General features: G+C 71.2%; 26 protein-coding genes. 15 read left to right on the top strand and 11 right to left on the bottom strand.

From position 1 onward, the window contains the following. Nucleotides 1–4: 4 nt before the first annotated feature. Complete coding sequence (locus ACZ418_RS03250; protein ID WP_468356875.1) at nt 5–658, bottom strand: pirin family protein; 654 nt, start codon at nt 656–658, stop codon at nt 5–7. A gap of 125 nt (nt 659–783) precedes the next feature. Here ACZ418_RS03250 and ACZ418_RS03245 point away from each other — a divergent pair, with 125 nt between their 5' ends. The 5 genes from ACZ418_RS03245 (at nt 784) to fabF (ending at nt 5,728) form a co-directional block, all read left to right on the top strand. After that, nucleotides 784–2,001 (top strand): PucR family transcriptional regulator, encoded by a 1,218-nt coding sequence (locus ACZ418_RS03245; RefSeq protein WP_468356107.1) that lies wholly within the window; start codon nt 784–786, stop codon nt 1,999–2,001. 89 nt (nt 2,002–2,090) lie between these two features. Next, nucleotides 2,091–3,008, top strand: a complete 918-nt coding sequence (locus tag ACZ418_RS03240) for an ACP S-malonyltransferase (RefSeq protein ID WP_468356104.1) — start codon at nt 2,091–2,093, stop codon at nt 3,006–3,008. A 10-nt stretch (nt 3,009–3,018) separates the two neighbouring features. Continuing rightward, entirely contained in the window at nt 3,019–4,050 is a 1,032-nt protein-coding gene (locus ACZ418_RS03235) for a beta-ketoacyl-ACP synthase 3 (protein ID WP_468356101.1), read from the top strand. 82 nt (nt 4,051–4,132) lie between these two features. Next, nucleotides 4,133–4,381, top strand: coding sequence for an acyl carrier protein (locus ACZ418_RS03230; protein ID WP_135785772.1), 249 nt, complete (start codon nt 4,133–4,135; stop codon nt 4,379–4,381). 84 nt (nt 4,382–4,465) lie between these two features. Further along, nucleotides 4,466–5,728 carry a beta-ketoacyl-ACP synthase II gene (gene fabF / locus ACZ418_RS03225; RefSeq protein ID WP_468356098.1) on the top strand — a complete coding sequence of 421 codons (1,263 nt, stop codon included), beginning with the start codon at nt 4,466–4,468 and terminating at the stop codon, nt 5,726–5,728. Between the two features lie 77 nt (nt 5,729–5,805). Here the strand turns inward: fabF and ACZ418_RS03220 are convergent, their stop codons facing one another. Beyond that, nucleotides 5,806–6,300 carry a DUF3145 domain-containing protein gene (locus ACZ418_RS03220; protein ID WP_468356096.1) on the bottom strand — a complete coding sequence of 165 codons (495 nt, stop codon included), beginning with the start codon at nt 6,298–6,300 and terminating at the stop codon, nt 5,806–5,808. 275 nt (nt 6,301–6,575) lie between these two features. On the opposite strand from ACZ418_RS03220, the gene ACZ418_RS03215 reads away from it, so the two are divergent. After that, nucleotides 6,576–7,469, top strand: a complete 894-nt coding sequence (locus ACZ418_RS03215) for an SGNH/GDSL hydrolase family protein (RefSeq protein WP_468356093.1) — start codon at nt 6,576–6,578, stop codon at nt 7,467–7,469. A gap of 26 nt (nt 7,470–7,495) precedes the next feature. Beyond that, nucleotides 7,496–8,467 carry an aldose epimerase family protein gene (locus tag ACZ418_RS03210; RefSeq protein WP_468356090.1) on the top strand — a complete coding sequence of 324 codons (972 nt, stop codon included), beginning with the start codon at nt 7,496–7,498 and terminating at the stop codon, nt 8,465–8,467. Here the strand turns inward: ACZ418_RS03210 and ACZ418_RS03205 are convergent. Next, nucleotides 8,464–9,363: a hypothetical protein gene (locus ACZ418_RS03205; RefSeq protein WP_468356087.1), complete on the bottom strand. Its 900-nt coding sequence runs from the start codon at nt 9,361–9,363 to the stop codon at nt 8,464–8,466. The genes ACZ418_RS03210 and ACZ418_RS03205 overlap by 4 nt on opposite strands. Before the next feature lie 138 nt (nt 9,364–9,501). Next, nucleotides 9,502–11,931 (bottom strand): beta-glucosidase, encoded by a 2,430-nt coding sequence (locus ACZ418_RS03200; RefSeq protein WP_468356084.1) that lies wholly within the window; start codon nt 11,929–11,931, stop codon nt 9,502–9,504. A gap of 107 nt (nt 11,932–12,038) precedes the next feature. On the opposite strand from ACZ418_RS03200, the gene ACZ418_RS03195 reads away from it, so the two are divergent. Then, a complete protein-coding gene (locus tag ACZ418_RS03195) occupies nt 12,039–12,620 on the top strand; it encodes a TetR/AcrR family transcriptional regulator (protein ID WP_468356872.1) in 582 nt (193 codons plus the stop codon). A gap of 12 nt (nt 12,621–12,632) precedes the next feature. Here ACZ418_RS03195 and ACZ418_RS03190 read toward each other — a convergent pair whose 3' ends face one another. Together ACZ418_RS03190 and ACZ418_RS03185 are read right to left on the bottom strand one after the other, a co-directional pair. After that, complete coding sequence (locus ACZ418_RS03190; RefSeq protein WP_468356081.1) at nt 12,633–13,019, bottom strand: RidA family protein; 387 nt, start codon at nt 13,017–13,019, stop codon at nt 12,633–12,635. Between the two features lie 10 nt (nt 13,020–13,029). Beyond that, nucleotides 13,030–13,842: an NAD(P)-dependent oxidoreductase gene (locus ACZ418_RS03185; RefSeq protein WP_468356078.1), complete on the bottom strand. Its 813-nt coding sequence runs from the start codon at nt 13,840–13,842 to the stop codon at nt 13,030–13,032. Between the two features lie 59 nt (nt 13,843–13,901). Between ACZ418_RS03185 and ACZ418_RS03180 the strand changes: the two genes are divergently transcribed. Further along, nucleotides 13,902–14,858: a LysR family transcriptional regulator gene (locus tag ACZ418_RS03180; RefSeq protein WP_468356075.1), complete on the top strand. Its 957-nt coding sequence runs from the start codon at nt 13,902–13,904 to the stop codon at nt 14,856–14,858. A 15-nt stretch (nt 14,859–14,873) separates the two neighbouring features. Here ACZ418_RS03180 and ACZ418_RS03175 read toward each other — a convergent pair whose 3' ends face one another. From ACZ418_RS03175 to ACZ418_RS03165, 3 genes are read right to left on the bottom strand one after another with little or no spacing between them, the layout of a single operon-like run. Further along, nucleotides 14,874–15,488 (bottom strand): LysE family translocator, encoded by a 615-nt coding sequence (locus tag ACZ418_RS03175; RefSeq protein ID WP_468356072.1) that lies wholly within the window; start codon nt 15,486–15,488, stop codon nt 14,874–14,876. Next, on the bottom strand, nt 15,485–16,279 hold the full coding sequence (locus tag ACZ418_RS03170) for an EI24 domain-containing protein (RefSeq protein ID WP_468356069.1): 795 nt from the start codon (nt 16,277–16,279) through the stop codon (nt 15,485–15,487). Before ACZ418_RS03170 ends, ACZ418_RS03175 begins: the two co-directional genes overlap by 4 nt. Nucleotides 16,280–16,322: 43 nt before the next feature. Further along, the gene (locus ACZ418_RS03165) at nt 16,323–16,760 is read right to left on the bottom strand and encodes a MarR family winged helix-turn-helix transcriptional regulator (protein WP_450980966.1); all 438 of its coding nucleotides are present in this window, start codon (nt 16,758–16,760) and stop codon (nt 16,323–16,325) included. A 91-nt stretch (nt 16,761–16,851) separates the two neighbouring features. Here ACZ418_RS03165 and ACZ418_RS03160 point away from each other — a divergent pair, with 91 nt between their 5' ends. Together ACZ418_RS03160 and ACZ418_RS03155 are read left to right on the top strand one after the other, a co-directional pair. After that, nucleotides 16,852–17,850, top strand: a complete 999-nt coding sequence (locus tag ACZ418_RS03160; protein ID WP_468356065.1) for an NADP-dependent oxidoreductase — start codon at nt 16,852–16,854, stop codon at nt 17,848–17,850. Between the two features lie 104 nt (nt 17,851–17,954). Further along, on the top strand, nt 17,955–18,374 hold the full coding sequence (locus tag ACZ418_RS03155; protein ID WP_468356062.1) for an organic hydroperoxide resistance protein: 420 nt from the start codon (nt 17,955–17,957) through the stop codon (nt 18,372–18,374). Between the two features lie 197 nt (nt 18,375–18,571). On the opposite strand, the gene ACZ418_RS03150 is transcribed toward ACZ418_RS03155, so the two are convergent. Both ACZ418_RS03150 and ACZ418_RS03145 read right to left on the bottom strand, forming a co-directional pair. Continuing rightward, a complete protein-coding gene (locus tag ACZ418_RS03150) occupies nt 18,572–19,723 on the bottom strand; it encodes a serine hydrolase domain-containing protein (protein ID WP_468356059.1) in 1,152 nt (383 codons plus the stop codon). Nucleotides 19,724–19,953: 230 nt separating this feature from the next. Continuing rightward, the gene (locus tag ACZ418_RS03145) at nt 19,954–20,916 is read right to left on the bottom strand and encodes an SCO2400 family protein (RefSeq protein ID WP_468356056.1); all 963 of its coding nucleotides are present in this window, start codon (nt 20,914–20,916) and stop codon (nt 19,954–19,956) included. A gap of 201 nt (nt 20,917–21,117) precedes the next feature. On the opposite strand from ACZ418_RS03145, the gene ACZ418_RS03140 reads away from it, so the two are divergent. From ACZ418_RS03140 to chvE, 4 genes are all read left to right on the top strand, one after another. Next, nucleotides 21,118–22,275, top strand: coding sequence for a mandelate racemase/muconate lactonizing enzyme family protein (locus ACZ418_RS03140; RefSeq protein ID WP_468356053.1), 1,158 nt, complete (start codon nt 21,118–21,120; stop codon nt 22,273–22,275). After that, nucleotides 22,272–23,276 (top strand): zinc-dependent alcohol dehydrogenase, encoded by a 1,005-nt coding sequence (locus ACZ418_RS03135; protein WP_468356050.1) that lies wholly within the window; start codon nt 22,272–22,274, stop codon nt 23,274–23,276. The genes ACZ418_RS03140 and ACZ418_RS03135 overlap by 4 nt, the downstream gene beginning before the upstream one ends. 141 nt (nt 23,277–23,417) lie before the next feature. Then, nucleotides 23,418–24,389, top strand: coding sequence for a hypothetical protein (locus ACZ418_RS03130; protein ID WP_468356047.1), 972 nt, complete (start codon nt 23,418–23,420; stop codon nt 24,387–24,389). A 37-nt stretch (nt 24,390–24,426) separates the two neighbouring features. Beyond that, complete coding sequence (gene chvE / locus ACZ418_RS03125) at nt 24,427–25,536, top strand: multiple monosaccharide ABC transporter substrate-binding protein (protein ID WP_468356044.1); 1,110 nt, start codon at nt 24,427–24,429, stop codon at nt 25,534–25,536. Nucleotides 25,537–25,561: the final 25 nt, after the last annotated feature.

Raw genomic sequence — 25,561 nt, 5'->3', positions numbered from 1 at the left:
CCCCCTACCCGCCCATCTCCCACATCAGCAGCTCGGTTGCCGTCATCCCCACCACCTCCAGGCCCCTCGCGTCTGCGATCCGGGCCGAGTCGCCTGCGTCCAGTCGCTCCTCCCCCAGCCGGACAGCACCCCGTACGACGTGTACATACGCGTACGCCCCGTCCGGCACCGCCGTCCGCTCCCCCGCCGCCAGTCGCCGTATGTGCAGCATGGCCCCCGCCTCCGGCACCGCGTACGGCGTGGAGTCGGCTATCCCCGGGATGATCTCGTACGACGGCTCCCCGCCGGGATCCCGCGGCGCCAGCCACATCTGGATGAAGGTGAGCGGCGACGACCCGTCGTTGCGCTCCACGTGGCGGACGCCCGCCGCCGCGCTGAGGTGCTGGACGTCACCGGCGCGGACCTTCGTCTCGCGCCCGGTGGAGTCGCGGTGGGTCAGCTCGCCCTCGACGACCCAGGTGACGATCTCGGTGTGGCTGTGCGGGTGTTCGTCGAAGCCGGCACCGGGTGCGAGCCGCTCCTCGTTGCAGGCGATGATCGCGCCGAAGCGGAGGTTGTCGGGGTCGTAGTGCGGCCCGAAGGAAAAGGAGTGCCACGACTCGATCCCGGCCTCGGGCTCGCCCCCTGGATAGCGCTCGTCCGCGCGCCGTACGTCCATCACGCGCACAACGGTAGACCCCGCCGGGCCGAGCCCTGGTGAGCTGCGGCACAGGCCACCGTCCCCGCACCGGCAAGCATGACCCGGCGGAGCACGCCGGCGCCCGGATAAGGCAGTCTTGTCCCGTGCCCGAACCCGAATCCCGCAGCAGCGAGCCCCACGCCGATCACCACGCACGCGACGCCCACCCGCACTCGGCGACCCTCAGGCGGCTGGAGAAGTCCTCCGGGTCTCTCGCCGCGCAGGCCATCGCGCGGATGGACGAGACCCTGCCGTGGTACCGGGCCATGCCCCCGGAGAACCGTTCCTGGATCGGGCTCGTGGCCCAGGCGGGCATCGCGGCCTTCACCGAGTGGTTCCGGCACCCGGACGCCCCGCAGGCGATCTCGACCGATGTCTTCGGCACCGCGCCGCGCGAGCTGACCCGGGCCATCACGCTGCGGCAGACCGTGGAGATGGTGCGGACCACCATCGAGGTCATGGAGTCGGCGATCGACGAGGTGGCCGCGCCCGGTGACGAGAGCGTGCTGCGGGAGGCGCTGCTCGTGTACGCCCGGGAGATCGCCTTCGCCACCGCGCAGGTCTACGCGCAGGCCGCCGAGGCACGCGGTGCCTGGGACGCGCGGCTGGAGTCGCTGGTCGTCAACGCCGTACTCAGCGGAGAGGCCGACGAAGGGGCCGTCAGCCGGGCCGCCGCGCTCGGCTGGAACTCGCCGGAGCATGTGTGCGTCGTGCTCGGGACCGCGCCCGACGGGGACAGCGAACTGACCGTCGAGGCGATCCGGCGGGCCGCCCGGCACGCCAAACTGCAGGTGCTCACCGGGGTGCTCGGGGATCGGCTCGTCGTCATCGCGGGGGGTAGTGCCAATCCGCTCGCCGTCGCCAAGTCGCTCATCGGGCCCTATGCCGCGGGGCCGGTCGTCGCGGGGCCCGTCGTACCCGATCTGCTGGCCGCCACCCGCTCCGCACAGGCCGCCGCCGCGGGCCTGAAGGCGTGTTCGGCCTGGCAGGACGCACCCCGGCCGGTGCTGGCGGACGATCTCCTGCCGGAGCGCGCCATCGCGGGCGATCCGAGCGCCCGCGAGCAGTTGGTGGAGGAGATCTACAGACCTCTCGAAGAAGCCGGTTCGGCGCTGCTGGAAACCCTGAGTGTCTATCTGGAGCAGGCGAGCAGCCTGGAAGGCGCGGCCCGGATGCTCTTCGTTCACCCGAACACCGTGCGCTACCGGCTCCGACGTGTGACAGACGTCACCGGTTGGTCGCCGTCGGATGTACGATCCGCGTTCACGTTGCGGATCGCGCTCATCCTGGGGCGTCTGGCCGACGGCGAGACCCCCGCATAGGGTTTTGTCGGGGGCCCACAAAAGCCCTTCGTGTTCTTCGTCCCTGTCCCCACGGGCGGCCGTGGCCGTCCCCAAGAGAGAGTGTGAGAGTGCTCGTACTCGTCGCTCCCGGCCAGGGCGCCCAGACGCCCGGCTTCCTGACTCCCTGGCTCGAACTGCCCGGCGCCGCCGACCGCGTCGCCGCCTGGTCGGACGCCATCGGACTGGACCTGGCCCACTACGGCACCCAGGCCGACGCCGACGCCATCCGTGACACCGCGGTGGCCCAGCCGCTGCTGGTCGCCGCCGGGATCCTGTCCGCCGCGGCACTGGGTGACACTGCACCAGACGCCGTGGCCGGTCACAGCGTGGGCGAGATCACGGCCGCCGCCTTCGCGGGCGTCCTGGACGACACCGCCGCGCTGGGCCTGGTCCGCAAGCGGGGGCTGGCGATGGCCGACGCCGCCGCGGTCACCGAGACCGGCATGTCGGCGCTGCTCGGCGGCGACCCCGAGACCTCCGTCGCGCATCTGGAGAAGCTGGGCCTGACCCCGGCGAACATCAACGGCGCGGGCCAGATCGTCGCCGCGGGCACGCTGGAGCAGCTGGCCGCGCTGAACGACGACAAGCCCGAGGGCGTCCGCAAGGTCGTCCCGCTCAAGGTCGCCGGCGCCTTCCACACCCACCACATGGCTCCCGCCGTCGAGACGCTGGCCAAGGCCGCCGCGGAGCTGAACCCGGCCGACCCGAAGGTCCGTTACGTCTCCAACAAGGACGGCCGGGCCGTCGCGACCGGCGCCGAGGTGCTGGAGCGGCTGGTCGGCCAGGTCGCCAACCCCGTGCGCTGGGACCTGTGCATGGAGACCTTCAAGGAGCTCGGCGTCACCGCGCTCATCGAGGTGTGCCCGGGCGGCACGCTGACCGGACTGGCCAAGCGGGCGCTGCCCGGCGTCACGACGCTGGCCCTGAAGACCCCCGACGACCTCGACGCGGCCCGCGCGCTCATCACTGAGCACGCCGGCGCCTAAGGAGCCGTACATGGCGAAGATCAAGCCCAGCAAGGGCGCCCCGTATGCGCGCATCCTCGGTGTCGGCGGCTACCGGCCGACCCGGGTGGTGCCCAACGAGGTGATCCTGGAGAAGATCGACTCGTCCGACGAGTGGATCCGCTCGCGCTCCGGCATCGAGACCCGGCACTGGGCCGGTCCCGAGGAGACCGTGGCCGCGATGTCGATCGAGGCGGCCGGCAAGGCCATCGCGGACGCCGGCATCGCCGCCGAGCAGATCGGTGCCGTGGTCGTCTCGACGGTCTCGCACTTCAGCCAGACCCCGGCCGTGGCCACCGAGATCGCCGACAAGCTGGGCACGAACAAGGCCGCCGCGTTCGACATCTCGGCCGGCTGCGCGGGCTTCGGCTACGGCCTGACCCTCGCCAAGGGCATGGTGGTGGAAGGTTCCGCCGAGTACGTGCTCGTCATCGGCGTGGAGCGGCTCAGCGACCTGACCGACCTGGAGGACCGGGCCACGGCCTTCCTGTTCGGCGACGGCGCCGGCGCGGTCGTCGTCGGTCCCTCGCAGGAGCCGGCGATCGGCCCGACCGTGTGGGGCTCCGAGGGCGACAAGGCCGAGACGATCAAGCAGACCGTCCCCTGGGACCGGTTCCGGCTCGGCGACGTGTCCCAGCTGCCGCTCGACAGCGAGGGCAACATCAAGTTCCCCGCCATCACGCAGGAGGGCCAGGCGGTGTTCCGCTGGGCCGTGTTCGAGATGGCGAAGGTCGCCCAGCAGGCGCTGGACGCGGCCGGGATCAGCCCGGAGGAGCTGGACGTCTTCATCCCGCACCAGGCCAACGTGCGGATCATCGACTCGATGGTGAAGACCCTCAAACTGCCGGAGCATGTCACGGTCGCCCGTGACATCCGCACCACCGGCAACACCTCGGCCGCCTCGATTCCGCTCGCGATGGAGCGGCTCCTGGCGACCGGGGAGGCGAAGAGCGGCGACACCGCGCTCGTCATCGGATTCGGGGCGGGTCTCGTCTACGCCGCAACGGTCGTTACCCTCCCCTAGGCACTCCGTGCCGGATCTTGGGATCGGGCACGGTAGCAATTTGCCACAAACCGTCTGGAACATCGAAGAAGGAGCGCCTGACATGGCCGCCACTCAGGAAGAGATCGTCGCCGGTCTCGCCGAGATCGTGAACGAGATCGCCGGGATCCCCACCGAGGACGTCCAGCTGGACAAGTCCTTCACCGACGACCTGGACGTCGACTCGCTGTCCATGGTCGAGGTCGTCGTCGCCGCCGAGGAGCGCTTCGACGTGAAGATCCCGGACGAGGACGTCAAGAACCTCAAGACCGTCGGCGACGCGACCGACTACATCCTCAAGCACCAGGGCTGAGTCACCTCTTAGGCCCAGGCTGCAAGGCCCCGCCACCCGGCGGTGGCGCCGTAGAATCCCGCATCCGTTGGAGAAAGAATTCCCGTGAGCCCGACCAATCGCACCGTGGTCGTCACCGGTATCGGCGCAACCACACCGCTGGGTGGCGACGCAGCTTCGTTCTGGGAGGCCCTGCTCGCCGGCACGTCCGGTGTCAGCCTCCTGGAGCAGGAGTGGGCGGCCGACCTGCCGGTCCGCATCGCAGCGCAGATCGCCGTCGAGCCCGGCGAGATCATCCCCCGGCCGCAGGCCCGCAAGCTGGACCGCTCGGCGCAGTTCGCGCTGATCGCCGCTCAGGAGGCCTGGAAGGACGCCGGTTTCACCGCCAGGGCCGGTGAGGACGCGTCCGTGAACCCCGACCGTCTCGGTGCGGTCATCGCCTCCGGCATCGGCGGCGTGACGACGCTCCTGGACCAGTACGACATCCTCAAGGAGAAGGGCGTACGCCGCGTCTCCCCGCACACCGTGCCGATGCTGATGCCCAACTCCCCGGCGGCCAACGTCGGCATCGAGCTGGGTGCCCGCGCCGGTGTGCACACCCCCGTCTCGGCCTGCGCCTCGGGCGCGGAGGCCATCGGGTACGCGATCGAGATGATCCGCACCGGGCGTGCGGACGTGGTCGTGGCCGGTGGCACCGAGGCCGCCATCCACCCGCTGCCGATCGCCGCGTTCGGCAACATGATGGCGATGTCCAAGAACAACGACGACCCGCAGGGCGCCTCCCGTCCCTACGACGCCGGCCGTGACGGCTTCGTGCTCGGTGAGGGCGCCGGTGTGATCGTCCTGGAGTCCGAGGAGCACGCCAAGGCCCGCGGCGCCCGGATCTACGTCGAGGCGGTCGGCCAGGGCATCTCCGCCGACAGCCACCACATCACCCAGCCGGAGCCCTCCGGCAACGGCATCGCGCACGCGCTGCAGAACCTGCTCGACACCACGGATCTGAAGCCGGCCGAGGTCGTGCACGTGAACGCGCACGCCACGTCGACGCCGCAGGGTGACGTGGCCGAGATCAAGGCGCTGCGCAAGGTGTTCGGCGACGACGTCGACCACATGGCGATCTCCGCGACGAAGTCGATGACCGGTCACCTGCTCGGTGGTGCCGGTGGCATCGAGACCGTGGCGTCGATCCTGGCGCTGGTCAACCGCACGGCTCCGCCGACCATCAACATCGGCGAGCTCGACCCCGAGGTCAACGCGGACGTCGTGCGCGACGAGGCGCGTGCGCTGCCCGAGGGGCGTATCGCCGTGCTGAACGATTCGTTCGGGTTCGGCGGGCACAACGTGGTCCTGGCGTTCCGGACGATCTGAGAACGTGAGTGAGGGCCCCTGCCGACCGGCAGGGGCCCTTTCTCATGCCCGGATACGGAAGATCCAGGCAGGAAGACTCACACCACCTGGTGCAGCCAACGGACCGGGGCGCCCTCGCCGGCGTATCTGAACGGTTCCAGTTCGTCGTCCCACGGCTTGCCCAGGAGCTTGGCGATCTCTGCTTCCAGGTCGGTCTCGCCGCGCTGGGCGCGGGTCAGGGCCGCGCGCAGGCGGTCCTCGGGGATGAGGATGTCGCCGTGGATGCCGGTGACGGCGTGGAAGATGCCGAGGTCGGGGGTGCAGCTGTAGCGCTCGCCCTCGGCGGTCGGGCACGGCTCGGCGGTGACCTCGAAGCGGAGCAGGTGCCAGCCGCGCAGGGCGGAGGCCAGCTTGGAGGCCGTACCGGCCTCGCCCTGCCAGGAGAACTCCGAGCGCCAGGTGCCGGGGGCCGCGGGCTGCCGGATCCAGTCGAGGTTGACGCGCGTGCCGAGCACCCCGGCGACGGCCCACTCGACGTGCGGGCACAGCGCGCGCGGCGCGGAGTGCACGTACAGAACTCCACGTGTCGTCACCGGAACCTCCGGGCAGAGCGGGACATCTTGCGGACTGGCTGGCGGCAGCGGCCCGACGGCCGCGTTGATGGCGAGGCTACCCTGCGGCGGTGCAAGGAGGGTGACGTACCGTCGGTCCCGACGTCAGGAAACCCCCGCCATTCACCCAGGGGGACGCTTGTACGGGGGTGCTCCGTTCCAGAACACCCGGTCGGGAACCCTCGCACGTTCTTATGAGAGGGAGCACATACGAACACCCGGGGGCACCGGGTTCGACGACGAGGGGAGAGCAGGGGATGCGGAAGCCGAGCAGCCGTGGGCGAGCCGCTCTCGCCGTCGTGGCGGCCGCCGTGCTGGGCGTCGCCGGGTGCGACGCCGGGGGCGGGAGCGCGCCCGCGCCGGAGGGCACCAAGGCGCGTGCGGCCAGACCCGCGCCGCTGTGGAACCGCAGCCCCGAATCGATCGCCGCGGTCGGCGACTCCATCACCCGCGGCTTCGACGCGTGCACGGTGCTGTCGGACTGCCCCGAGGTGTCCTGGGCGACCGGCAGCGACGCACAGGTGGACAGCCTGGCGGTGCGGCTGCTCGGGGTCACGGGCGCGGCGGAGCGCAGCTGGAACTACGCGGTGACCGGTGCCCGGATGGCGGACCTGCCCGAGCAGATGTCGCAGGCGGCGGCGCACGAACCGGAGCTGGTGACGGTGATGGTGGGCGCGAACGACGCCTGCCGGTCCTCGGCGCGGGCGATGACCTCGGTGGCCGGCTTCCGTGCGGACTTCGAGGAGGCGCTGCGCACCCTGCGCGAGGCGTCGCCGAAGACCCAGGTCTACGTCGCGAGCGTGCCGAACCTGAAGCGGCTGTGGTCGCAGGGGCGGACCAGTCCGCTGGGCAAAGAGGTGTGGAAGCTCGGCATCTGCCCGTCGATGCTGTCCGACGCCGACGATCTGACCAGCGCGGCCGTGCTCCGCCGGGACCGGGTGCAGCAGCGGGTGGTGGAGTACAACAAGGTGCTGAAGGACGTCTGCGCCAGGGACAGCCGCTGCCGCTTCGACAACAACGCGGTCTACGACTACCGCTTCGGCACCGACCAGCTCAGCCACTGGGACTGGTTCCACCCCAGCAGGAACGGTCAGGCACGACTCGCGTCGATCGCGTACCGGACGATCACCGCCGCCAATCCGGCTGCCTAGAACACTCCTCGCCTACTGTTTTCAACATGAGCGAACTTTTCGGCACACTGTCCGACGGCACCGAGGTCCACCGCTGGACGCTGGAGCGCGCCGGGACACGTGTGGAGGTCCTGACGTACGGCGGGATCGTGCGGTCGCTCCAGGTGCCGGACCGGGAGGGCCGGACGGCGAACGTGGTGCTCGGCTTCCCGGACCTGGACGGCTATCTCACCCACCCGGAGCCGTACCTCGGCGCCTTGATCGGCCGGTACGCCAACCGGATCGGGCACGCCCGCTTCCCGCTGGACGGCTCGGTCTACGCTCTGGAGCCGAACGACGGCCCGAACTCCCTGCACGGCGGTGTGCTCGGCTTCGACAAGCGGGTGTGGGGTGCGGAGCCCGTCGAGCACGGGGTACGGCTGAGCCGGGTGAGCCCGCACGGCGAGGAGGGCTTCCCGGGCCGCCTGGAGGTGTCGGCGACCTACACCCTCGACGCGTCCGGCGCGCTGCGGATCGCCTACGAGGCGGTCACGGACGCACCGACCGTGATCAACCTCACCAACCACAGCTACTTCAACCTGGCCGGAGCGGGCCATGCGGGCGGGCACGAACTGCGGCTCGCCGCCTCCCGTTTCACCCCGGTCGACGCGGGCCTGATCCCGACGGGCGCCCTGGAGGACGTCACCGGCTCCCGGTTCGACTTCCGCGCCTCCCGCAAGGTCGGCTCGGGCTACGACCACAACTTCGTCCTGGACAAGGGCGTGACCGGCACCCCGGAGGAGGTCGCCGAACTCCACGACCCGGCGTCCGGCCGCACCCTGACCGTGGCGACGACCGAGCCGGGCCTCCAGCTGTACACCGCCGACCACCTGAGCGAACCCTTCGCCCCGGGAGACGGCATCGCCCTGGAGACCCAGCACTTCCCGGACTCCCCGAACCGCCCGGACTTCCCGAGCACGGTCCTCGGGCCGGGCGAGGTGTTCCGCTCGGAGACGGTGTACGGGTTCGGGGTCCGCTAGAGGGTCTCGCCCTTCATCCGCTTGGCGGCCTTGCCCAACAGGGACATCGCGGCTCCGCAGATCAACAGCGTCGAACCCCCGGCGACGATCGGCCCGACCGAGCCACCCTTGATGCCCTCACCTGTGACCGTCGTAGCCAGCACGAAGATGATGGAGTACAGACTCCGCCCCACCTTCGCCCCGGCGGGAATCACCTGGAGCAGCTGCGGAATGGTGGTCGCGGCGGCCACCGCCATCCCGAACGGCAAGGCCGCGCCCAGCGAAAGCGCCCCGAAGCCGAGGGAGTTGCCGTACGCACCCCAGCCGGCGCCCTTGTAGAGGAGATAGCCGGTCGCGGCGAGGGACAGCAGGACCAGCAGGCCGTTGAGATAGGCGGCCTGCGTGGCGGCCTTGCGGGCGCCGGGCAGATGCGCGGCCGGGGAACGCCAGGCGTCCGCCGTGATGAGCCGCAGCTGCCGCTTGAGGGCCTGCATCTGCATCAGTGAGAAGACCCCGAAGCCCAGCAGGGCCAGCCCGGCGAGCGCCGCGACGAATCCGAGGGGCTTTTCGGTGATGCCGTAGTGGACTCCGCCGAAGGTGAGCGGGATGCCGAGCACCATGCCGTAGGCCATGGGCTTGGACTTCGCCTGGATCTTCAGCGCCAGATCACGCTGGGCGGGCGTGAGGTTCGGATCCAGCCGCATCCGGCCCTCGCCGACCTGCTGAGCGGGCGCCTGCGCGGCCTGCTGCGGCGGGTACGGCTGCTGGGGCGGGTACGGCTGCTGCGGGTACCCCTGTGGCGGATACGGCTGCTGCGGCGCGTAGGGCTGCTGCGGATAAGGCTGTTGGTACTGCGGCGGCTGCCCGTACGGCCCCGGCTGCTGGCCGTACGGCCCCTGCTGCTGGCCTGGATACACGATGTCTCTCCCCCGTGCCGTGCCCGGTGTCTTCCGGTGTTCGCGGGCCGGGAGTCTGCCATACGTGCCCGGAGGCGACGAGCCCCGGTCCGGAGGTCAGGTCCCGGACCGGGGCTGCTCGTGGGGACTTGTCCCGGATCAGACGTTAATCGGCGCGGTGAGCCTGCGGTCCGCGATCGAGCGTCCGGCGCTGATCTCGTACGAACCCTTCACAAACGCCCACGCGTTCGCCGTCTCGTCCCAGATCTCGAAGGCGCGGCGCGGCAGGGCGACGGTCACCTCGACGCTCGCGCCGGGAGCGGCCTCGGCGGAGGCGAAGCCGGCGAGCCGGCGGGCCGGGCGCCGGGGATCGGGCTCGGCCGGGGCGAGGTAGACCTGGACGACCTCACGGCCGGGTCGCTCGCCCGTGTTGCGGAGGCGGATGCGCGCGGTGGTGCCGTCGACGTCCAGGGACTCGTAGGTCCAGTCGGTGTAGCCGAGGCCGTGGCCGAAGGGGTAGGCGGGGGTGCGGCCGGCCTTCTCCCAGGCGCGGTAGCCGATGAACAAGTCCTCCGTGTACGGCAGTTCGCCGTTGATCGGCACGACCTGGGTGACCGGGGCGTCGCTGAGGGAGCCCCAGGTGGTGGGGAGCCGGCCGCCGGGCTCGTGGGCGCCGGTGAGGACGTCGGCGAGGGCGGCGCCGCCCTCCTGGCCGGGGAACCAGCTGAGCAGGACGGCGGCGACCTCCTCGCGCCAGGGGAGTTCCACCGGGGAGCCGGAGTTGACCACGACCACCGTGTTCGGGTTGGCGGCGGCGACCGCGCGGACCAGGTCGTCCTGGCGGCCCGGGAGCCTGAGGTCCGTACGGTCGAAGCCCTCGGACTCGACGCGGTCGGTGGTGGCGACCATGACGACGGCCGTATCGGCGGCGCGGGCCACCTCGACGGCCTCGGCGATCAGCTCGTCGGCGTCGCGCTGCGGCTCGGCGTGGGCGAGCGCGAAGGTGACGACCTTCATCGGGATGTCGTCGGGGAGCTGGACGACGTGGGTGAGGGAGACGTCCACCGGTTCGCCGGCGGTGAGTTCGGCCTGGGCGCGGGGCACGGGGGCGCCGAAGAAGGCCTCGAAGGGGTCGTCCTTGTCGGGGCGCTGGACGTCGTCGTAGTACGTCGTCCCGTCGATGGTGAGCGTGAAGGCGCCCATGCCCTTGATACCGAAGGTGTGCGGGCCGGTCGCGCGCGGGGTGAAGGTGCCGGTGAGCTCGACGGTGTGCAGGGTGACGCCCTCGGGGAGGTCCGAACCCATCCACTGGATCAGGCCGTTCGGGGCCGAGCGGGTGCCGATGACCTGGCCGTCGGTGTCTCGGCAGACGGCCCTGAGGCCGAACCCCTGCTCGGCGACGGCGAGTTCGGTGGCGGGGTCGGCGCCGACGGCGTAGGTGAGGGTGCCCTCGGGGAGGGCGGCGGTGAGGCCGTCCAGCGGGGAGACGATCCGGGCCGGGAAGACGGTGGCCGAGCCGCCGCCGAGGACGCGGGCGTCGCGGGCGGCGGCGCCGATCAGGGCGACGGTGCCGCCCTTGAGAGGGAGTACGTCCCGCTCGTTGCGGACGAGGACGAAGGAGCGGCGGGCGATCTCCCGGGCCAGTTCGACTCCGTCGACGGTCTCCGGCGGCTCGGTGACGACGGGCTCGGCGCCCTCCAGGATCCCGACGCGGGCGGCGAGGCGCAGGACGCGCCGTACGGCCGCGTCGAGGGTGGCCTCGGCGACCTTGCCGTCCCGGACGGCCTGCGCGAGGGCGTCGCCGTAGACGGTGCGCGGCCCGGGCATGGCCACGTCGAGGCCGCCTTCGATGGCGCCGACGGTGTCCCGGGCGGCCGTCCAGTCGGAGACGTTGAAGCCGTCGAAGCCCCATTCGCCGCGCAGGACTTCGTCGACCAGGTAGTGGTGCTCGGTCATCGTCGTGCCGTTGACCGTGTTGTAGGCGGTCATGATGCCCCAGGGGTGGGCGTTTTCGACGATGGCCTCGAACGGGGCCAGGTACAACTCGCGCAGGGCGCGTTCGGAGACCAGGTTGTTCACCGTGAAGCGGTCGGTCTCGGCGTCGTTGGCGACGAAGTGCTTGACGGTGGTGCCGACTCCGCCGGACTGGACGCCGGTGACATAGCCGGCGCCGATGACACCGGTCAGGTACGGGTCCTCGCTGTAGCACTCGAAGTGCCGGCCGCCGAGCGGGGAACGGTGCAGATTGACGGTGGGCGCGAGCAGCACATGGACGCCCTTGCGCCGGGCCTCCTGGGCGAACAGGACCCCCGCCCGGCGGGCGAGGCCGGGGTCCCAGGCGGCGGCGAGCGCGGTCGGCGAGGGCAGGGCGACGGAGGGGTCGTCGGCGGTCCAGCGCACGCCCCGGACGCCGATCGGGCCGTCCGACATGACCAGGGATTCCAGGCCGATCTGCGGCAGGGCGGGCAGGGTCCACATGTCCTGGCCGGCCAGCAGCCGGGCCTTGGCGTCCAGGTCGAGCTTGCCGAGAGCGGCCTCGACGACCGCCTCGCGGGCCGTGTCGGCCGGGGTGGGCTGGGGTCCCGCCATCGCGGTGCCTCCTCGTGTGTACGTCGGTGCAGCGCGCCTCCATCGTGCATGGGTTACCTGTAGAGCGGTAGGTTCCGTTACCTTGTCGTTATTTTCGGGTGGCGTGGATACCGTACGGTGAGGTCATGAACGCGAGGGTCAGGAGCGAGGAGCGGCGCGCGGAGATCGTCGGGGCGGCCCTGGAGGTCATCGCCGAGCGCGGTTACCGGGGCGCGAGCCTCGCCGCGGTCGCCGAACGCGTCGGCCTCACCCAGCAGGGCCTGCTGCACCACTTCCCCACCAAGGACGCCCTGCTGGTGGCCGTGCTGCAGGAGCGGGACCGGTGGGACGCGGTGCCGGACACGCAGTGGCGGGTGGATCTGCTGGCCTCGCTGGTGGAGTACAACGCGATGCGGCCGGCGATCATCCAGACGTTCTCGGCACTGCTCGGCGAGAGCGTGACGGAGGGGCATCCGGCGCGTTCGTATTTCACCGAGCGGTACGCGCGGGTGCGAAAGTCCATGGCGGCGGTCCTCCGCGCCGAGTACGGCGACCGCTTGCCGAACGGCCTCACCCCCGAGCGCACCGCCCCACTGCTGGTCGCGGTGATGGACGGCCTGCAGTACCAGTGGCTGCTGGACCCGGAGTCGGTCGACATGCCGGGGGCGTTCCGGGACTTCCTGCGACTGCTGGGCGAGCCGGTGGACTGAGAGCGGTTCCTCTCACGAGGGCTGTACGGCCGCCACGACCTCCACCTCCACCTGCGCCTCCGGGCGGAACAGTCGCGGCACTTCGAAGGTCATGCTCGTCGGCGGGGTGCCCGTGAGGAACTGCCGCCGCACGGTGCCGTATTCGTCGAGCTTGCCGATGTCGGTCAGATAGGTGCGGATGTTGATGACGTCCGCGAGGCTCGCGCCGTGTGCCTTGAGCAGGGCGTCGATCGTCTCGAAGACGCCCCGGGTCTGTTCGGCCAGGGTGGCGCCCTCGGCGATCTGGCCCGAGAGGAACAACAGGGCGCTGCCGTCGGCGTGTTCGACGCGGGCCACCTGGGAGTAATAGGGGCTCAGGGGCTGCGGTGCGGAGGCGGGGCTGTTCAGGGTGATCTGCACGGGGAGTCCTTCAGACGGTACGGATGATGTGGGCGGCGGCTCGGGCTATGTCGGCGCGGGCCACTGCGGGGTCCGCCGCGGCCTGCCGAAACTGCTCCAACACCGCTGCGGCCACCGGTAGTTCGGCGGCACCCGCGGCGATCCGCAGGTCCTTCACGGCGAGGTCGGTCGCGAAGAGCGCCCCGTCGGCGAAGGCACGGTCGACCGCGCCGCCGAGCGGGCCGGCCTTCAGCGCCGCACGGGCGGTGTCGCCGTCCAGGCCCAGCGCGGCGGCGAGCCGCAGCGCCTCGGCGACCAGGCCGACACCGCCGATCACCGCCGTGTTGACGACGAGTTTGAGGGACGCCCCCGAGCCGAGCGGGCCGGTGCGGGTGACCGTGCCGAGCTGCGCGAGGACGTGCTCGACCGCGGTCGTGTCCCCGCCCGCGAGGATGCCGAGCGTGCCCTCGGCGGCCCGGTCCGTACTGCCCATGACCGGCGCATCGACGAGGACGACCCCGTCCCCCAGCCGGCCGGCCAGGTCCCGTACGGCGTCCGGTCCGACGGTGGACATCTCGACCCAGGTCGTCCCCGGCCGCAGCTCCGGTGCGACGGCGTCGGCCACGGCGGTGAGCGCGTCCGGTCCGGCGAGCATGGTGATCACGACGTCGGCGTCCCGCACCGCCTCCGCCGGTGACCCGGCGCGCGTGGCTCCCTCGGCGACGAGCGGCTCGGCGCGGGCCGGGGTGCGGTTCCAGACCCTCAGCGGGTGACCGGCCGTAAGCAGCCGGCGGGCCATCGGGGCGCCCATGTGCCCCAGCCCGAGAAAAGCGATCTTCTCCATGCCTCCGACGCTAGGACTCGGTCGCGCAATGCGACAAGCGAATGTCTAGCATCGCTGCCATGCCTACTTCGCATGACGAGCATCCCGCGCGCCCCGAGCACCCCGAGCCGCCCGACCTGTCCACCGTCTGGCTGCGGGTGTTCCTGGAGGTGGCCCGGCACGGCTCGTTCACCGTGGCCGCGCGGACGCTGGGCTGGACCCAGTCCGCCGTGTCCCGGCAGATCTCCGCACTGGAGTCGGCCCTCGGCGGCGGTCCGCTCTTCGACCGGCTGCCGCGGGGCGTACGGCTCACCGAGGCCGGCCGCACCCTGGTGCCGTACGCCGAGGCCGTGTCCGAGTCGCTGCGCGGCGCGGCCCGCGACCTGGCCGAGCTGCGTACGGCGGCGGGCGGGCGGCTGCGGTTCGGCGCGTTCGCCACCGCCGACGCGGCGCTCGTCCCGCACGCGCTGGCCGCCTTCCGCGCCCGTCATCCCCGCGTCCGCGTCTCGCGCGAGGAGGGCCTCTCCCCCGGCCTGCTGGACCGGCTGACGGCGGGCCGTCTCGACCTCGCCGTGGTCTCGACGACGGGCCGCGCCCCGCTGGAGGCGTACGAGCTGCACCATCTCCTCGACGAGACCCTGTATGTCGCCGTACCCGCCGGCCATCCGCTCGCCCGGGCCGAGGGGCCGGTGCGGCTGGCCCGGCTCGCCGACGCCGACTGGATCGCCGGCAGTTCCCGGCCCGAGGGCACCCTCCTCGACGCGGCCGTGCGGCTGGGTTTCCGGCCGCGCGTCGCGCATGTCGTCGGCGAGTGGACCGCCAAGCAGGGGTACGTCGCCGCCGGCCTCGGGATGACCCTGGTGCCCGCGCTGGCCGCCGCGTCCGTGCGGCCGGACGTCGCCCTGCTGCCGGTGCACGCCGAGGACGCCCCGCCGCGCGCGGTGTACGCGGCGACGGTCCGCGGACACTCACTGACGACGGCGGCGCGGGCCTTCGTCGCGGCGCTGCGGGAGGCGGCGGGGCGCATCCCGGGCTGAAGCGGGCGCGTGGGCTCAGTGCGCCGGCGCGAGCGCGAGGCTGACGCCGAGGCCGGCCAGGACCGAGCCGATGACCTTGTTGAGGATCTTCTGGCCGCGCAGCATCAGGGCCCGCATCCTGGCCTGCGAGAAGAACGTGGCGACCACGCCGAACCACAGCAGGTGGGCGAGCGACATGAACAGGCCGTAGCCGACCTGCTGGTACAGCGGGGTGTCGGGGCTGACGACCTGGGCGAAGGTGGAGACGACGAAGAGGGTCGTCTTCGGGTTGAGGACGTTGGTGAGGAAGCCGGTGCGCAGCGCGGCGAACGGGGTCAGCTCACGGCGGTCCGCCAGGTCGATCTTCAGTTCGCCGCGGGTGCGGTAGGTGCGGATGCCGACGTACACGAGGTAGGCCGCGCCGATCAGCTTGATCACCGTGAACAGGGCGGTGGAGGAGGCGATCAGCAGGCCGACGCCGAGCAGGGTGTAGGTGACGTGGACCAGGACGCCGGCGGCGACGCCGGCGGCGGCGAGCAGACCGGTGCGGCGGCCGTACAGATAGCTGTTGCGGACGATCATGGCGAAGTCGGCGCCGGGGGCGATCACGGCGAGGACCGTGATGGCGGCGACGGCGAGTATCTGGGTCACGGGGTGGCGCTCTCCTCTTCGGACTCGTCGGCAAAGCCGTCGGCGTTCTCCTCGCCCAGCAGGTCGCGGGCGAGCAGCGTGGCGCCCGCGACCGCGCCCGGCATCAGGAACACCGCGACGAACGGGATCAGGAAGGCCAGGCCGAGGGGCGTGCCGAAGCCCCAGACCAGGGTCTTGCGGGAGCGGAGCAGGGCGAGCCGGGCGCGCAGTTCGACGCCCCGGCGCTGGAGGGCGACGGCGGTGAGTTCCTCGGTGAGGAAGAAGCCGGTGACGAAGAAGCCGAGCACGGGGACGGCGGTCTGCCCGACGAACGGCAGGAAGCCGAGAGCGAAGAGCAGCACGCCCCACAGCGCGGCCCGCACCAGCACGCGCAGGCTGTCCCGGGCCGAGATCCACAGCTCGCGCCACGGCGGCAGGTCCGACCGCGGGACGGTGCCGTCGGGTGAGGTTTCGGCGTCGACCTTCTCCGACAGGTTCTCGTAGAAGGGCTGGCCGATCAGCAGGGTGGCGGCCGTGAACGTCAGCATGGCGAGCAGCAGCCCGAGGGCGAAGAGCACGGCCGTGAGGAGGCCGCGGAACAGACCTTGCCAGGGGCTGGACCAGTGGTCCGCGAACGGCGTCGCCCCGGTCACCGCGTCCTCGCCCCACACCGCGAGCGCGACCAGCGCCGCGGCGTAGAGCACCAGGGTGATCAGCCCGGGCAGCAGTCCGAAGCCGTAACTCCGGCCGTGCCGACTCATCCAGCGCTGGCCCTTCAGCAGATACCCGAACCCCACCCCAAGATCGCGCATGGCGGAGACTCTACCGACTCTCCGCCGGCCGGCACGGGTCTTCTCAGGCGTCCAGCATCCGGCGCAGCAGGTCGCGCAGGGAGCGGCGTTCCTCCTCCGACAGGCCGGCGAGGGGCTCGCGGGCGAAGCGGAGACCTTCGCGCAGGTCCTGGGCCATCCGCACGCCCTCGTCCGTGGCGGCGGCCAGCTTCACACGGCGGTCGGCGGGGTCCGGGCGGCGCTCGACCAGACCCCGGGACTCCAGGCGGTCCACTATCCCGGTCACGTTGGACGGCTCGCACTTGAGCTTCTGCGCGAGCTTGCGCATGGGCAGCGGTTCCAGCGAGAGCAGGCTGAGCAGCCGGGCCTGCGGTCCGGTCAGCGTGTGCTCGCCCGCCGCCTTCTCGTAGTCCGCGTAGAAGCGGGCGACGACGTCACCGATCAGTTCGACGACCTCCATGGTCAGGGCGTCGGGGCGGCGGGTCTTCGATGGGGTGGACATGCTCTCCAGGATACCGCGTTACTTGACAGGCTGAAATATTCAGGAGCATGGTTGTTTCAGGTTCTGAAATATTTGAGGAAGGCCCCCTGTCATGACCAACCGTGAGTGGCACCTGCTCAGCCGTCCCGTCGGCTGGCCGAAGCCCGAGGACTTCGCCCTCGTCGAGACCCCCGTCCCGACCCCCGGCGAGGGCCAGGTGCTGGTGCGGAACAAGTACCTCTCCGTGGACCCGTACATGCGCGGCCGCATGAGTGCCGCGAAGTCGTACGCCGCCCCCTACGAGCTGGGCAAGGTCATGCAGGGCGGCGCGGTCGGCGAGGTGATCGCCTCCAACGCCGAGGGCATCGGGACCGGCGACCACGTCCTGCACTTCTTCGGCTGGCGCGAGTACGCCGTCGTGGACGCGAAGAACGCCGTCAAGGTCGACCCCGCGGCCGCGCCCCTCTCGACGTACCTCGGCGTCCTAGGCATGACCGGCCTGACCGCCTACGCCGGACTGCTGCGCACCGCCTCCTTCAAGGAGGGCGACATCGTCTTCGTGTCCGGCGCGGCGGGCGCCGTCGGCAGCCAGGTCGGCCAGCTCGCCAAGCTGCTCGGCGCCTCGCGGGTCATCGGCTCGGCCGGCTCCGACGAAAAGGTCAAGCTGCTCGTCGAGGAGTACGGCTTCGACGCGGCGTTCAACTACAAGAACGGCCCCGTGAACGAGCAGCTGCGCGCGGCCGCGCCGGACGGCATCGACGTCTACTTCGACAACGTCGGCGGGGACCACCTGGAGGCGGCCATCGACTCGCTCCGCCAGGGCGGCCGGATCGCGATCTGCGGCATGATCTCCGTCTACAACAACACCGAGCCCGCGCCCGGCCCGCGCAACCTCGCCCGGCTGATCCAGACCCGGGGCCGCATGGCGGGCTTCCTGGTCGGCGACCACTACGACCTGCAGCCGGAGTTCGTCCAGAAGGTCGGACCGTGGGTCGCCTCGGGCGAGCTGAAGTACCGCGAGACGGTCGTCGAGGGCATCGAGAACACCCTGGAGGCGTTCCTCGGGGTGCTGCGCGGCGACAACATCGGCAAGATGATCGTCAAGCTCTGACCGGCCAGGGCTTCTACTGCGTTTCCGGCATGCGGTAACTTCTTTCCGAAATCTGCCGCCGATCGTGGGCGCGAGTCGCGGCGGACCGAGGAGGAAGACAACGCATGCCCATCACGCAGTCCGACGTCCTGTACACCGCCGTCGCCACCGCCGAGAACGGCCGGGACGGCCGGGTCGCCACGGATGACGGCCGACTCGACGTCGTCGTCAACCCGCCCAAGGAGATGGGCGGCAACGGCGCCGGCACGAACCCGGAGCAGCTGTTCGCCGCGGGGTACTCCGCGTGCTTCCAGGGCGCGCTGGGGGTCGTCGCCCGGCAGGCGGGAGCCGATGCCTCCGGGGCGACCGTCACCGCGAAGGTCGGTATCGGCAAGAACGACGACGGGTTCGGGATCATCGTGGAGATCTCGGCGAACATTCCCAACGTGTCCGCCGAGGTGGCCCGGGAGCTGGTGGAGAAGGCTCACCAGGTGTGCCCGTACTCGAAGGCGACGCGGGGCAACATCACCGTGACGCTGGTCTGACGCCCGTCGTTGCGTACTGCGGAGACCGCACCCTTGGACGTGGGGTGCGGTCTCTTTTTCGGCGGGGGGCGTCTGCCGGGTGCGGTGCTTCTTCGGGTACGGGTGCGTCGTGGCTGGTCGCTCCCCCACTCTCGACTTCGCTCGAGCGGGGGGACCCCCATCGCGGCGGAGTCGCATATCGACACAGCCCCGCGCCCCTAGGGCGCCACCGCCGCCCGGTGCAGCACGCGCACGAACCTGTCGTTCTCCGGTGCCGCCCCGCCCGGAAACGCCGATCGACGGCGCGTGTAGCCGTACGCCAGGCCGCTGCGCGGGTCGGCGAAGGCCTGGCTGCCGCCTGCGCCGCTGTGGCCGAAGGTGCCGGCGCCCAGGACCGGGTGCCACATGTCGGCGGTGGCCTGGAAGCCGAGGCCGTACGACTTGTGGGCGCGGGCCACCAGGTCGTAGCCCACGGAGTGGATCTGGCCCACCTCGGCGACCGTGTCGGGCTTGAGCAGCGGCGGGCGGTCGTCCAGTTCGCTGATCGCCGCCGCGTACATCGTGGCGAGCCCGCGCGCGGAGGCGACGCCGCCCGCCGAGGCCGGTCCCTTGGCCCGTACGAGGCGGGAGTTGGCGTGGTCGGTCAGTGTGCCCGGCTCGGGAACGTGCGTGTTGAAGGCGATCGAGGTCAGGGTGTGCGGGCCGGTCGGCTGGGCGTCCAGCAGGGCCTGCTGCTCGGGCGTCGGGAGCATCGGCTGGACCGAGCGGAAGCGGGGCTCCTCCGACTCGGGCAGCCCCAGGAAGAAGTCCAGGCCGTACGGCGCGCGCACCCGCTCCTCGTACACCTCCTGGAGCGTGTGCCCCGTGGCCCGGCGGACCACCTCTCCGGTGAGCGCGCCGATCACCAGCGCGTGGTAGCCGAAGGCCGTGCCCGGGCGCCAGAACGGCTTCTGGTCGGCGAGCCGTTCGGCCATCGCCCGGTCGTCGGCCAGCTCCTCGGCGGAGAACCCGGCGTCGATCCCGACCAGGCCCGCCCGGTGCGCCAGCAGGTCCCTCAGGGTCACCGCGCCCTTGCCCTCGGCGCCGAACTCCGGCCAGTAGTACGTCACTTTGCGGTCCAGCTCCAGCGTGCCGTCCTGCACCAGGAGCGCGACCACCAGATGCGCGGCACCCTTGGTGGACGAGAACACGCCGTACAGCGAGTCCGCCTCCGCGCCCGCCCACAGGTCGACGACCCGCCGCCCGTGCACATACGCGCACAACTGGCCCTCGTAGTCCTCCCGTTCCCCGGCGACGAAGGCGGCGAACTCCTCACGCACCGCCTCGAACCCCTCGGCGACCGTGCCCTGGACGGTGATCTGTTGCGTCATCCGCTCTCCTCAACCTGAGCCGCTGCTCGCTGCTCCCTCTCAGCACAACGCCCGTTCCTGCTCGGGGCGTTCCCGAGACCGGTACGGCGCGATGTGCCTGTTCGACTCAACCGCTACGGACGCCCATGGGTGTCACCACTGCCCCGGATGGCGGATGGCGCGGGGGTGGCGCGAGGCGCATGGCAGGGCTCAGGCGATGGCTCGGGGGGCGCACGGATGCGCGGCCGGGGTCAGGTGCACCACCACAGGAAACGGTTGCAGGTCTTGGTGGGCGAGGGTACGGGGGGCGGAGCCGACGTCGTCGGGGCGCTGGAGGGGGTGGGGGCGGGCCGGGAGGTGGCGGTGGGCGCCGGGGCCTTGGGGGTGGCGCCGGAGCCCGCCGTGGCGGTCTGCTGCGCCTTGGCGGTGTCCTTGGCGTCGGGCGACTTGGAGTCCTTGTCCTTCGGGGACTTGGAGGCGGACGCGGAGGCGTCCGGGGATGCGGAGCCGGCCCTGCCCGGGGTCGTACCGGAGGTGCCGGAGGCCGGGTCGGCCGTGGCGCGGGGGGACGCGGAGGATGTGCCGCCGTCGGCCGCGGTGTCCCCGGCGGAGTCCGGCTGCCCGCTGGAGAACGGTGAGAAGGGCGCGTCCGTGCCGAGTTCGGCGAGACCCAGGCTGCCCGCGGCCAGCACGAAACCCGCGGTGATCAGCACGGTACGGCGGCGCCGGCGCCGGTGCGCGGCGGCCTTGCGGTCGCGGCGGCTGGCGTCGGCGTCGGCGGGGCTCACGGTGGTGCTGCCGCGCGCCCGGCGCCGGGCGGCCCGGCCCCCGGGCTCGTGGTCGGTGTCGCCGTCGGAGTCGGGGTCGGGGTCGGCGTCGGCGGAGGAATCGGGGTCGGGGTCACCGTCGGCTGCGGCCTCGGTGCCGGACTCGGGCCCGGGATCCCAGTCCTCGTGCGGTTCCGGTTCCTCCGGCCACGCCGCCCGTTCCGGACCGGCCGGCTCGTACTGCTGGGGGATGCGGTACTGCTGGGACTCGTACTGCTGGGCGTACTGCTCCGCATACTGCGGGGGGACGCCGTACCCCGCTGTCCCACCCGTGCCCGCGCGCGCGTACGCGGTCGGGGCTTCCGCGGCAGCGCGCACCGGAGTTCCGCACCCGGGGCAGGCCAGGGCGCCGTTGAGGTGCCGTTGGCACGGGTGGCAGTAGTCCATGACGCCGGAAGACTAGATTCCCCATGGGTCACGTTCCTAGGCACCGCTGTGAAGGTTTCGTAGAAAGCGAAAGAATTCTCGAAAGGCTTGTCGAAACCGTTACCTGTTCGACCCATTGACACCCCCACCGCCCCGTCCTTACTGTCACGCCAGCATTTCGAACGTGTGACGAAATCTCGAACAGCCTGAAGGGCAACTGCCGTGCGCATCACCGGAATCAGCACACACGTGGTCGGCACGCCGTGGCGCAACCTGACCTACGTCCAGGTGCACACCGACGAGGGGATCACGGGAGTCGGCGAGACCCGGATGCTCGGTCACACCGACGCGCTGATCGGCTATTTGCGGGAGGCCGAGGCCAATCACATTCTCGGCTCGGATCCGTTCGCGGTCGAGGACCTCGTCCGCCGGATGAAGTACGGCGACTACGGCCGTGCGGGTGAGATCGTCATGTCCGGCATCGCGGTCGTCGAGATGGCCTGCTGGGACATCAAGGGCAAGGCGCTGGGCGTGCCGGTGTGGCAGCTGCTCGGCGGCACGGTCACCGACAAGGTGAAGGCCTACGCCAACGGGTGGTACACGACCGAGCGAACGCCCGAGGCGTACCACAAGGCCGCCCAGCAGGTCGTGGAGCGCGGTTACCGGGCGCTGAAGATCGACCCGTTCGGCACCGGGCACTTCGAGCTGGACCACCAGGGGACTCTTTACGCCGTCTCCCTCATCGAGGCCGTGCGCGATGCCATCGGGCCGGACGCCGAGCTGATGCTGGAGATGCACGGCCGCTTCTCCCCCGCCACCGCCGTCCGGCTGGCCAGGGAAATGGCACCCTTCAAGCCGGCCTGGCTGGAGGAGCCGGTGCCGCCGGAGAACCTGAAGGCGCTGGAGAAGGTCGCGGCCAAGGTGGACATCCCGGTCGCCACCGGTGAGCGGATCCACGACCGGATCGAGTTCCGCGAGCTGTTCGACAGCCAGGCCGTGGACATCATCCAGCCCGATGTCGGCCACATCGGCGGCATCTGGGAGACCCGCAAGCTCGCCGCCACCGCCGAGACGCACTACATGCTGGTCGCGCCGCACAACGTCGGCGGCTCGGTGCTCACCGCCGCCTCCCTCCAGGTCGGCTTCACCTCGCCGAACTTCAAGATCCTTGAGCACTTCAACGACTTCGCGGACGCGGAGATCAAGAAGGTGGTCAAGGGGGCCCCGCAGGTCGTGGACGGCTACTTCCACCTCTCCGACGCGCCCGGTCTGGGCGTGGAGCTGGACGTGGACGCGGCCGCCGAGTTCCCGCAGCAGCAGGCCCGGTTCGATCTGTGGGCCGAGGGCTGGGAGCAGCGCAAGCCGAAGGGGACCAAGTGAGCACCGCCGTCGTCGTCGAGGCCCCGGGCCGGCACCGGCTCGTGGCGCACACGCCGCGTGAGCCCGGTCCCGGCGAGGCGCTGGTGGCCGTGCACGCGGTCGGCATCTGCGGCAGCGACCGCGAGGTGTACCAGGGCAACCGGCCCGAGGGGTACGTCCGTTACCCGCTCACCCCCGGGCACGAGTGGTCGGGGACGGTCTCCGCGGTGGGTGCCGGGGTGCCGGCGGGACTCGTCGGGCGCAAGGTCGTCGGCGAGGGCTTTCGCAACTGCCAGGTCTGCGACCGCTGCCACGCCGGCGAGACCACCCTGTGCACCGACGGCTACGAGGAGACCGGGTTCACCCAGCCCGGCGCCATGGCCGGCACGCTCACCCTCCCGGCCCGGCTGCTGCACGTCCTGCCGGACGACGCCGACCTCACCGCCGCCGCCCTGCTGGAGCCGGCCGCCTGTATCGCGGCCGCCGCGCTGAAGGCCCACGCCCTGCCGGGCGAGCGGGTCGCGGTGGTCGGCACGGGGACGCTCGGGATGTTCGCCGTGCAGTTCCTGAAGGCGGTGTCACCGGCACAGCTGCTCGTCGTCGGCACCAGGAACGACCGGGAGGCGCTGTCGCGGCAGTTCGGGGCGACCGACTTCCGGCTGAAGGACCAGGAGCTCCCGGCCGACTTCGACGTCGTGATCGAGACGGCCGGGTCCGCGTCCGCCGCGCGCACCGCCGCCTCGCTGCTCCGGCGCGGCGGACGGCTGGTCCTGACCGGGATCCCGGCGCCGGGCGCGGACGGGCTCGACCCGACCGATCTCGTCGTACGGCAGCTGGAGGTGCACACCGTCTTCGGGGCGCCGCCGGACGCCTGGGCGCACACCGTGAGGGTGTTCGGTGCCGGACTGCTGGACCCCTTGCCGCTGGTCACGCACGAGCTGCCGCTGACCGAGTTCCCGCAGGCCATCGAGCTGGTCGGGGCGGGTGATCCAAAGGTGGGCAAGGTGCTGCTGCGCCCCTGATGACGTACGCCGGTCAGGGCGTGACCTGACGGCGCCCTGACCGGCGTACCACCACGGCCGCTTTTTTCGCAGCACCACCCAGGCCGTTCCCCGCCCCGAGCCGCGAACCTCGTCCGAAATACCGAACACGAAGGACAGCTTGTGACGACCGACGCTTCCACCACGGCGGCCCGCCGACCCGGTGAGCAGGCGCTCACCGCCCTCGGCCTGGGCGCGCCCGCCCTCGACCCCGCCGACACCTCCGCGCACAGCTTCCCGGGCGGTGGCCGCTGGCGCACCGAGATCCCCTCGTGCGAGGGTCCCGAAGCGCTGGCGGTCGTACTGAAGGAGGCCTCGCGCCTCGATGTCCCGATCCACCGGATCAGCCAGGGCAGCGGCGTGTGGATGCTCACCGACGCCGAGATCACCGAGATGGTCGAGGCCACGGCCGCACGCGACATCGAACTCTGCCTGTTCACCGGCCCGCGCGGCACCTGGGACATCGGTGGCTCGGTACGCTCCGACTCGCGGGGGGCCGGACTGCGCGCACGGGGCCACGACGCCGTCGCCGGCTGCGTCGAGGACGCCGTACGGGCCACCGAGCTGGGCGTCAAGTGCCTGCTGGTCGCCGACGAGGGCGTGCTGTGGACCCTGCACCGGGCCCGTGAAGCCGGGATCGTCCCGGCCGACACCACGCTGAAGGTCTCGGCGCTCATCGGCCCCGTCAACCCGGCCGCGTACGCCGTGTACGAGCGGCTCGGCGCCGACTCCATCAACGTGCCCAGCGATCTGACGCTGGATCACCTCACCGAGATCCGCCGGGTGTCCGGCGCCCCGATGGACATGTACATCGAGGCACCCGACGACCTGGGCGGCTATGTGCGGATGTACGAGGTCGCCGAGCTGATCCGGCGCGGCGCCCCGCTCTATCTGAAGTTCGGTCTGTCCAAGGCACCCGGCATCTACCCGTGGGGCACCCACCTCAGGGACGTGACCCTGGACACCGCCCGGGAGCGGGTGCGGCGCGGCCGCCTCGCCCTGGACCTGCTCGCCCGGCACGGCGCGGACGGCGACATGGCGCCGCTCGGCTCGCGGCTGCCAGGGCCTCTCAACCGCTTCCCCATCACCGCGTGACCCCGCTCAACGACCAGAAGAACAAGGACGGATCACCATGCGCAACCGCAGAGCCGCACTCGCCGCGATATCCGGCGCCGCCTCCCTCGCCCTCACCCTGACCGCCTGCGGCCAGAGTGGCTCGGGTGGCAGCAAGGAGAAGACCGGCGACGTCAAGGGCGCCACCATCGGCATCGCCATGCCGACCAAGTCCTCCGAGCGCTGGATCAACGACGGCAACAACGTCGTGAAGAACCTGCAGTCCATGGGCTACAAGACCAAGCTGGTCTACGGCGAGGACGACCCGAGCACCCAGGTCTCGCAGATCGAGAACCTCATCACGCAGGGCGTGAAGGGCCTGATCGTCGCGGCGATCGACAACAAGTCGCTGAACAACGTGCTCCAGGAGGCGCACCAGGCGAACATCCCGGTGATCGCCTACGACCGGTTGATCCTCGGCACCCCGAACGTCGACTACTACGCCTCCTTCGACAACGAGAAGGTCGGCGTCCTCCAGGGCACCTACATCGTGCACAAGCTCGGCCTGGACGCCGGCAAGAAGGGCCCGTTCAACATCGAGCTGTTCGCCGGCTCGAACGACGACAACAACACCAAGTACTTCTTCAACGGCGCGATGAGCGTGCTCAAGCCGTACATGGACAAGAAGCAGCTGGTGGTCAAGTCGGGGCAGACCCAGCTCAACCAGGTCACGACGCTGCGCTGGGACGGCACCACCGCGCAGAAGCGCATGGAGGACATCCTCACCTCCTCCTACAAGAGCGGCCGGGTCGACGCGGTGCTCTCGCCGTACGACGGCATCTCCATCGGCATCCTGTCCGCGCTGAAGTCGGACGGCTACGGCTCGGGCAGCAACCCGCTGCCGGTCATCACCGGCCAGGACGCAGAGCTCGCCTCGGTGAAGTCGATCACCGCCGGGCAGCAGACGCAGACCGTCTACAAGGACACCCGGCAGCTCGCCAAGGTCGCCTCGACCATGGTGGACGACGCCCTGAAGGGCAAGAAGCCGCAGGTCAACGACACCAAGACATACAACAACGGCAGCAAGGTCGTGCCCGCCTATCTGCTCCAGCCGGTCAGCGTCGACAAGACCAACTACAAGCAGGTGCTGGTGGACGGCGGTTACTACACCGAGTCCGAGCTCAAGTAAGCGCCGCCCCCTACGGATTGGAAGG

The organism is Streptomyces sp. NPDC030820 (genome assembly GCF_055572075.1).
The sequence above is the reverse complement of the archived record's forward strand: the minus strand, read 5'-3'. Positions and strand labels throughout refer to the sequence as shown.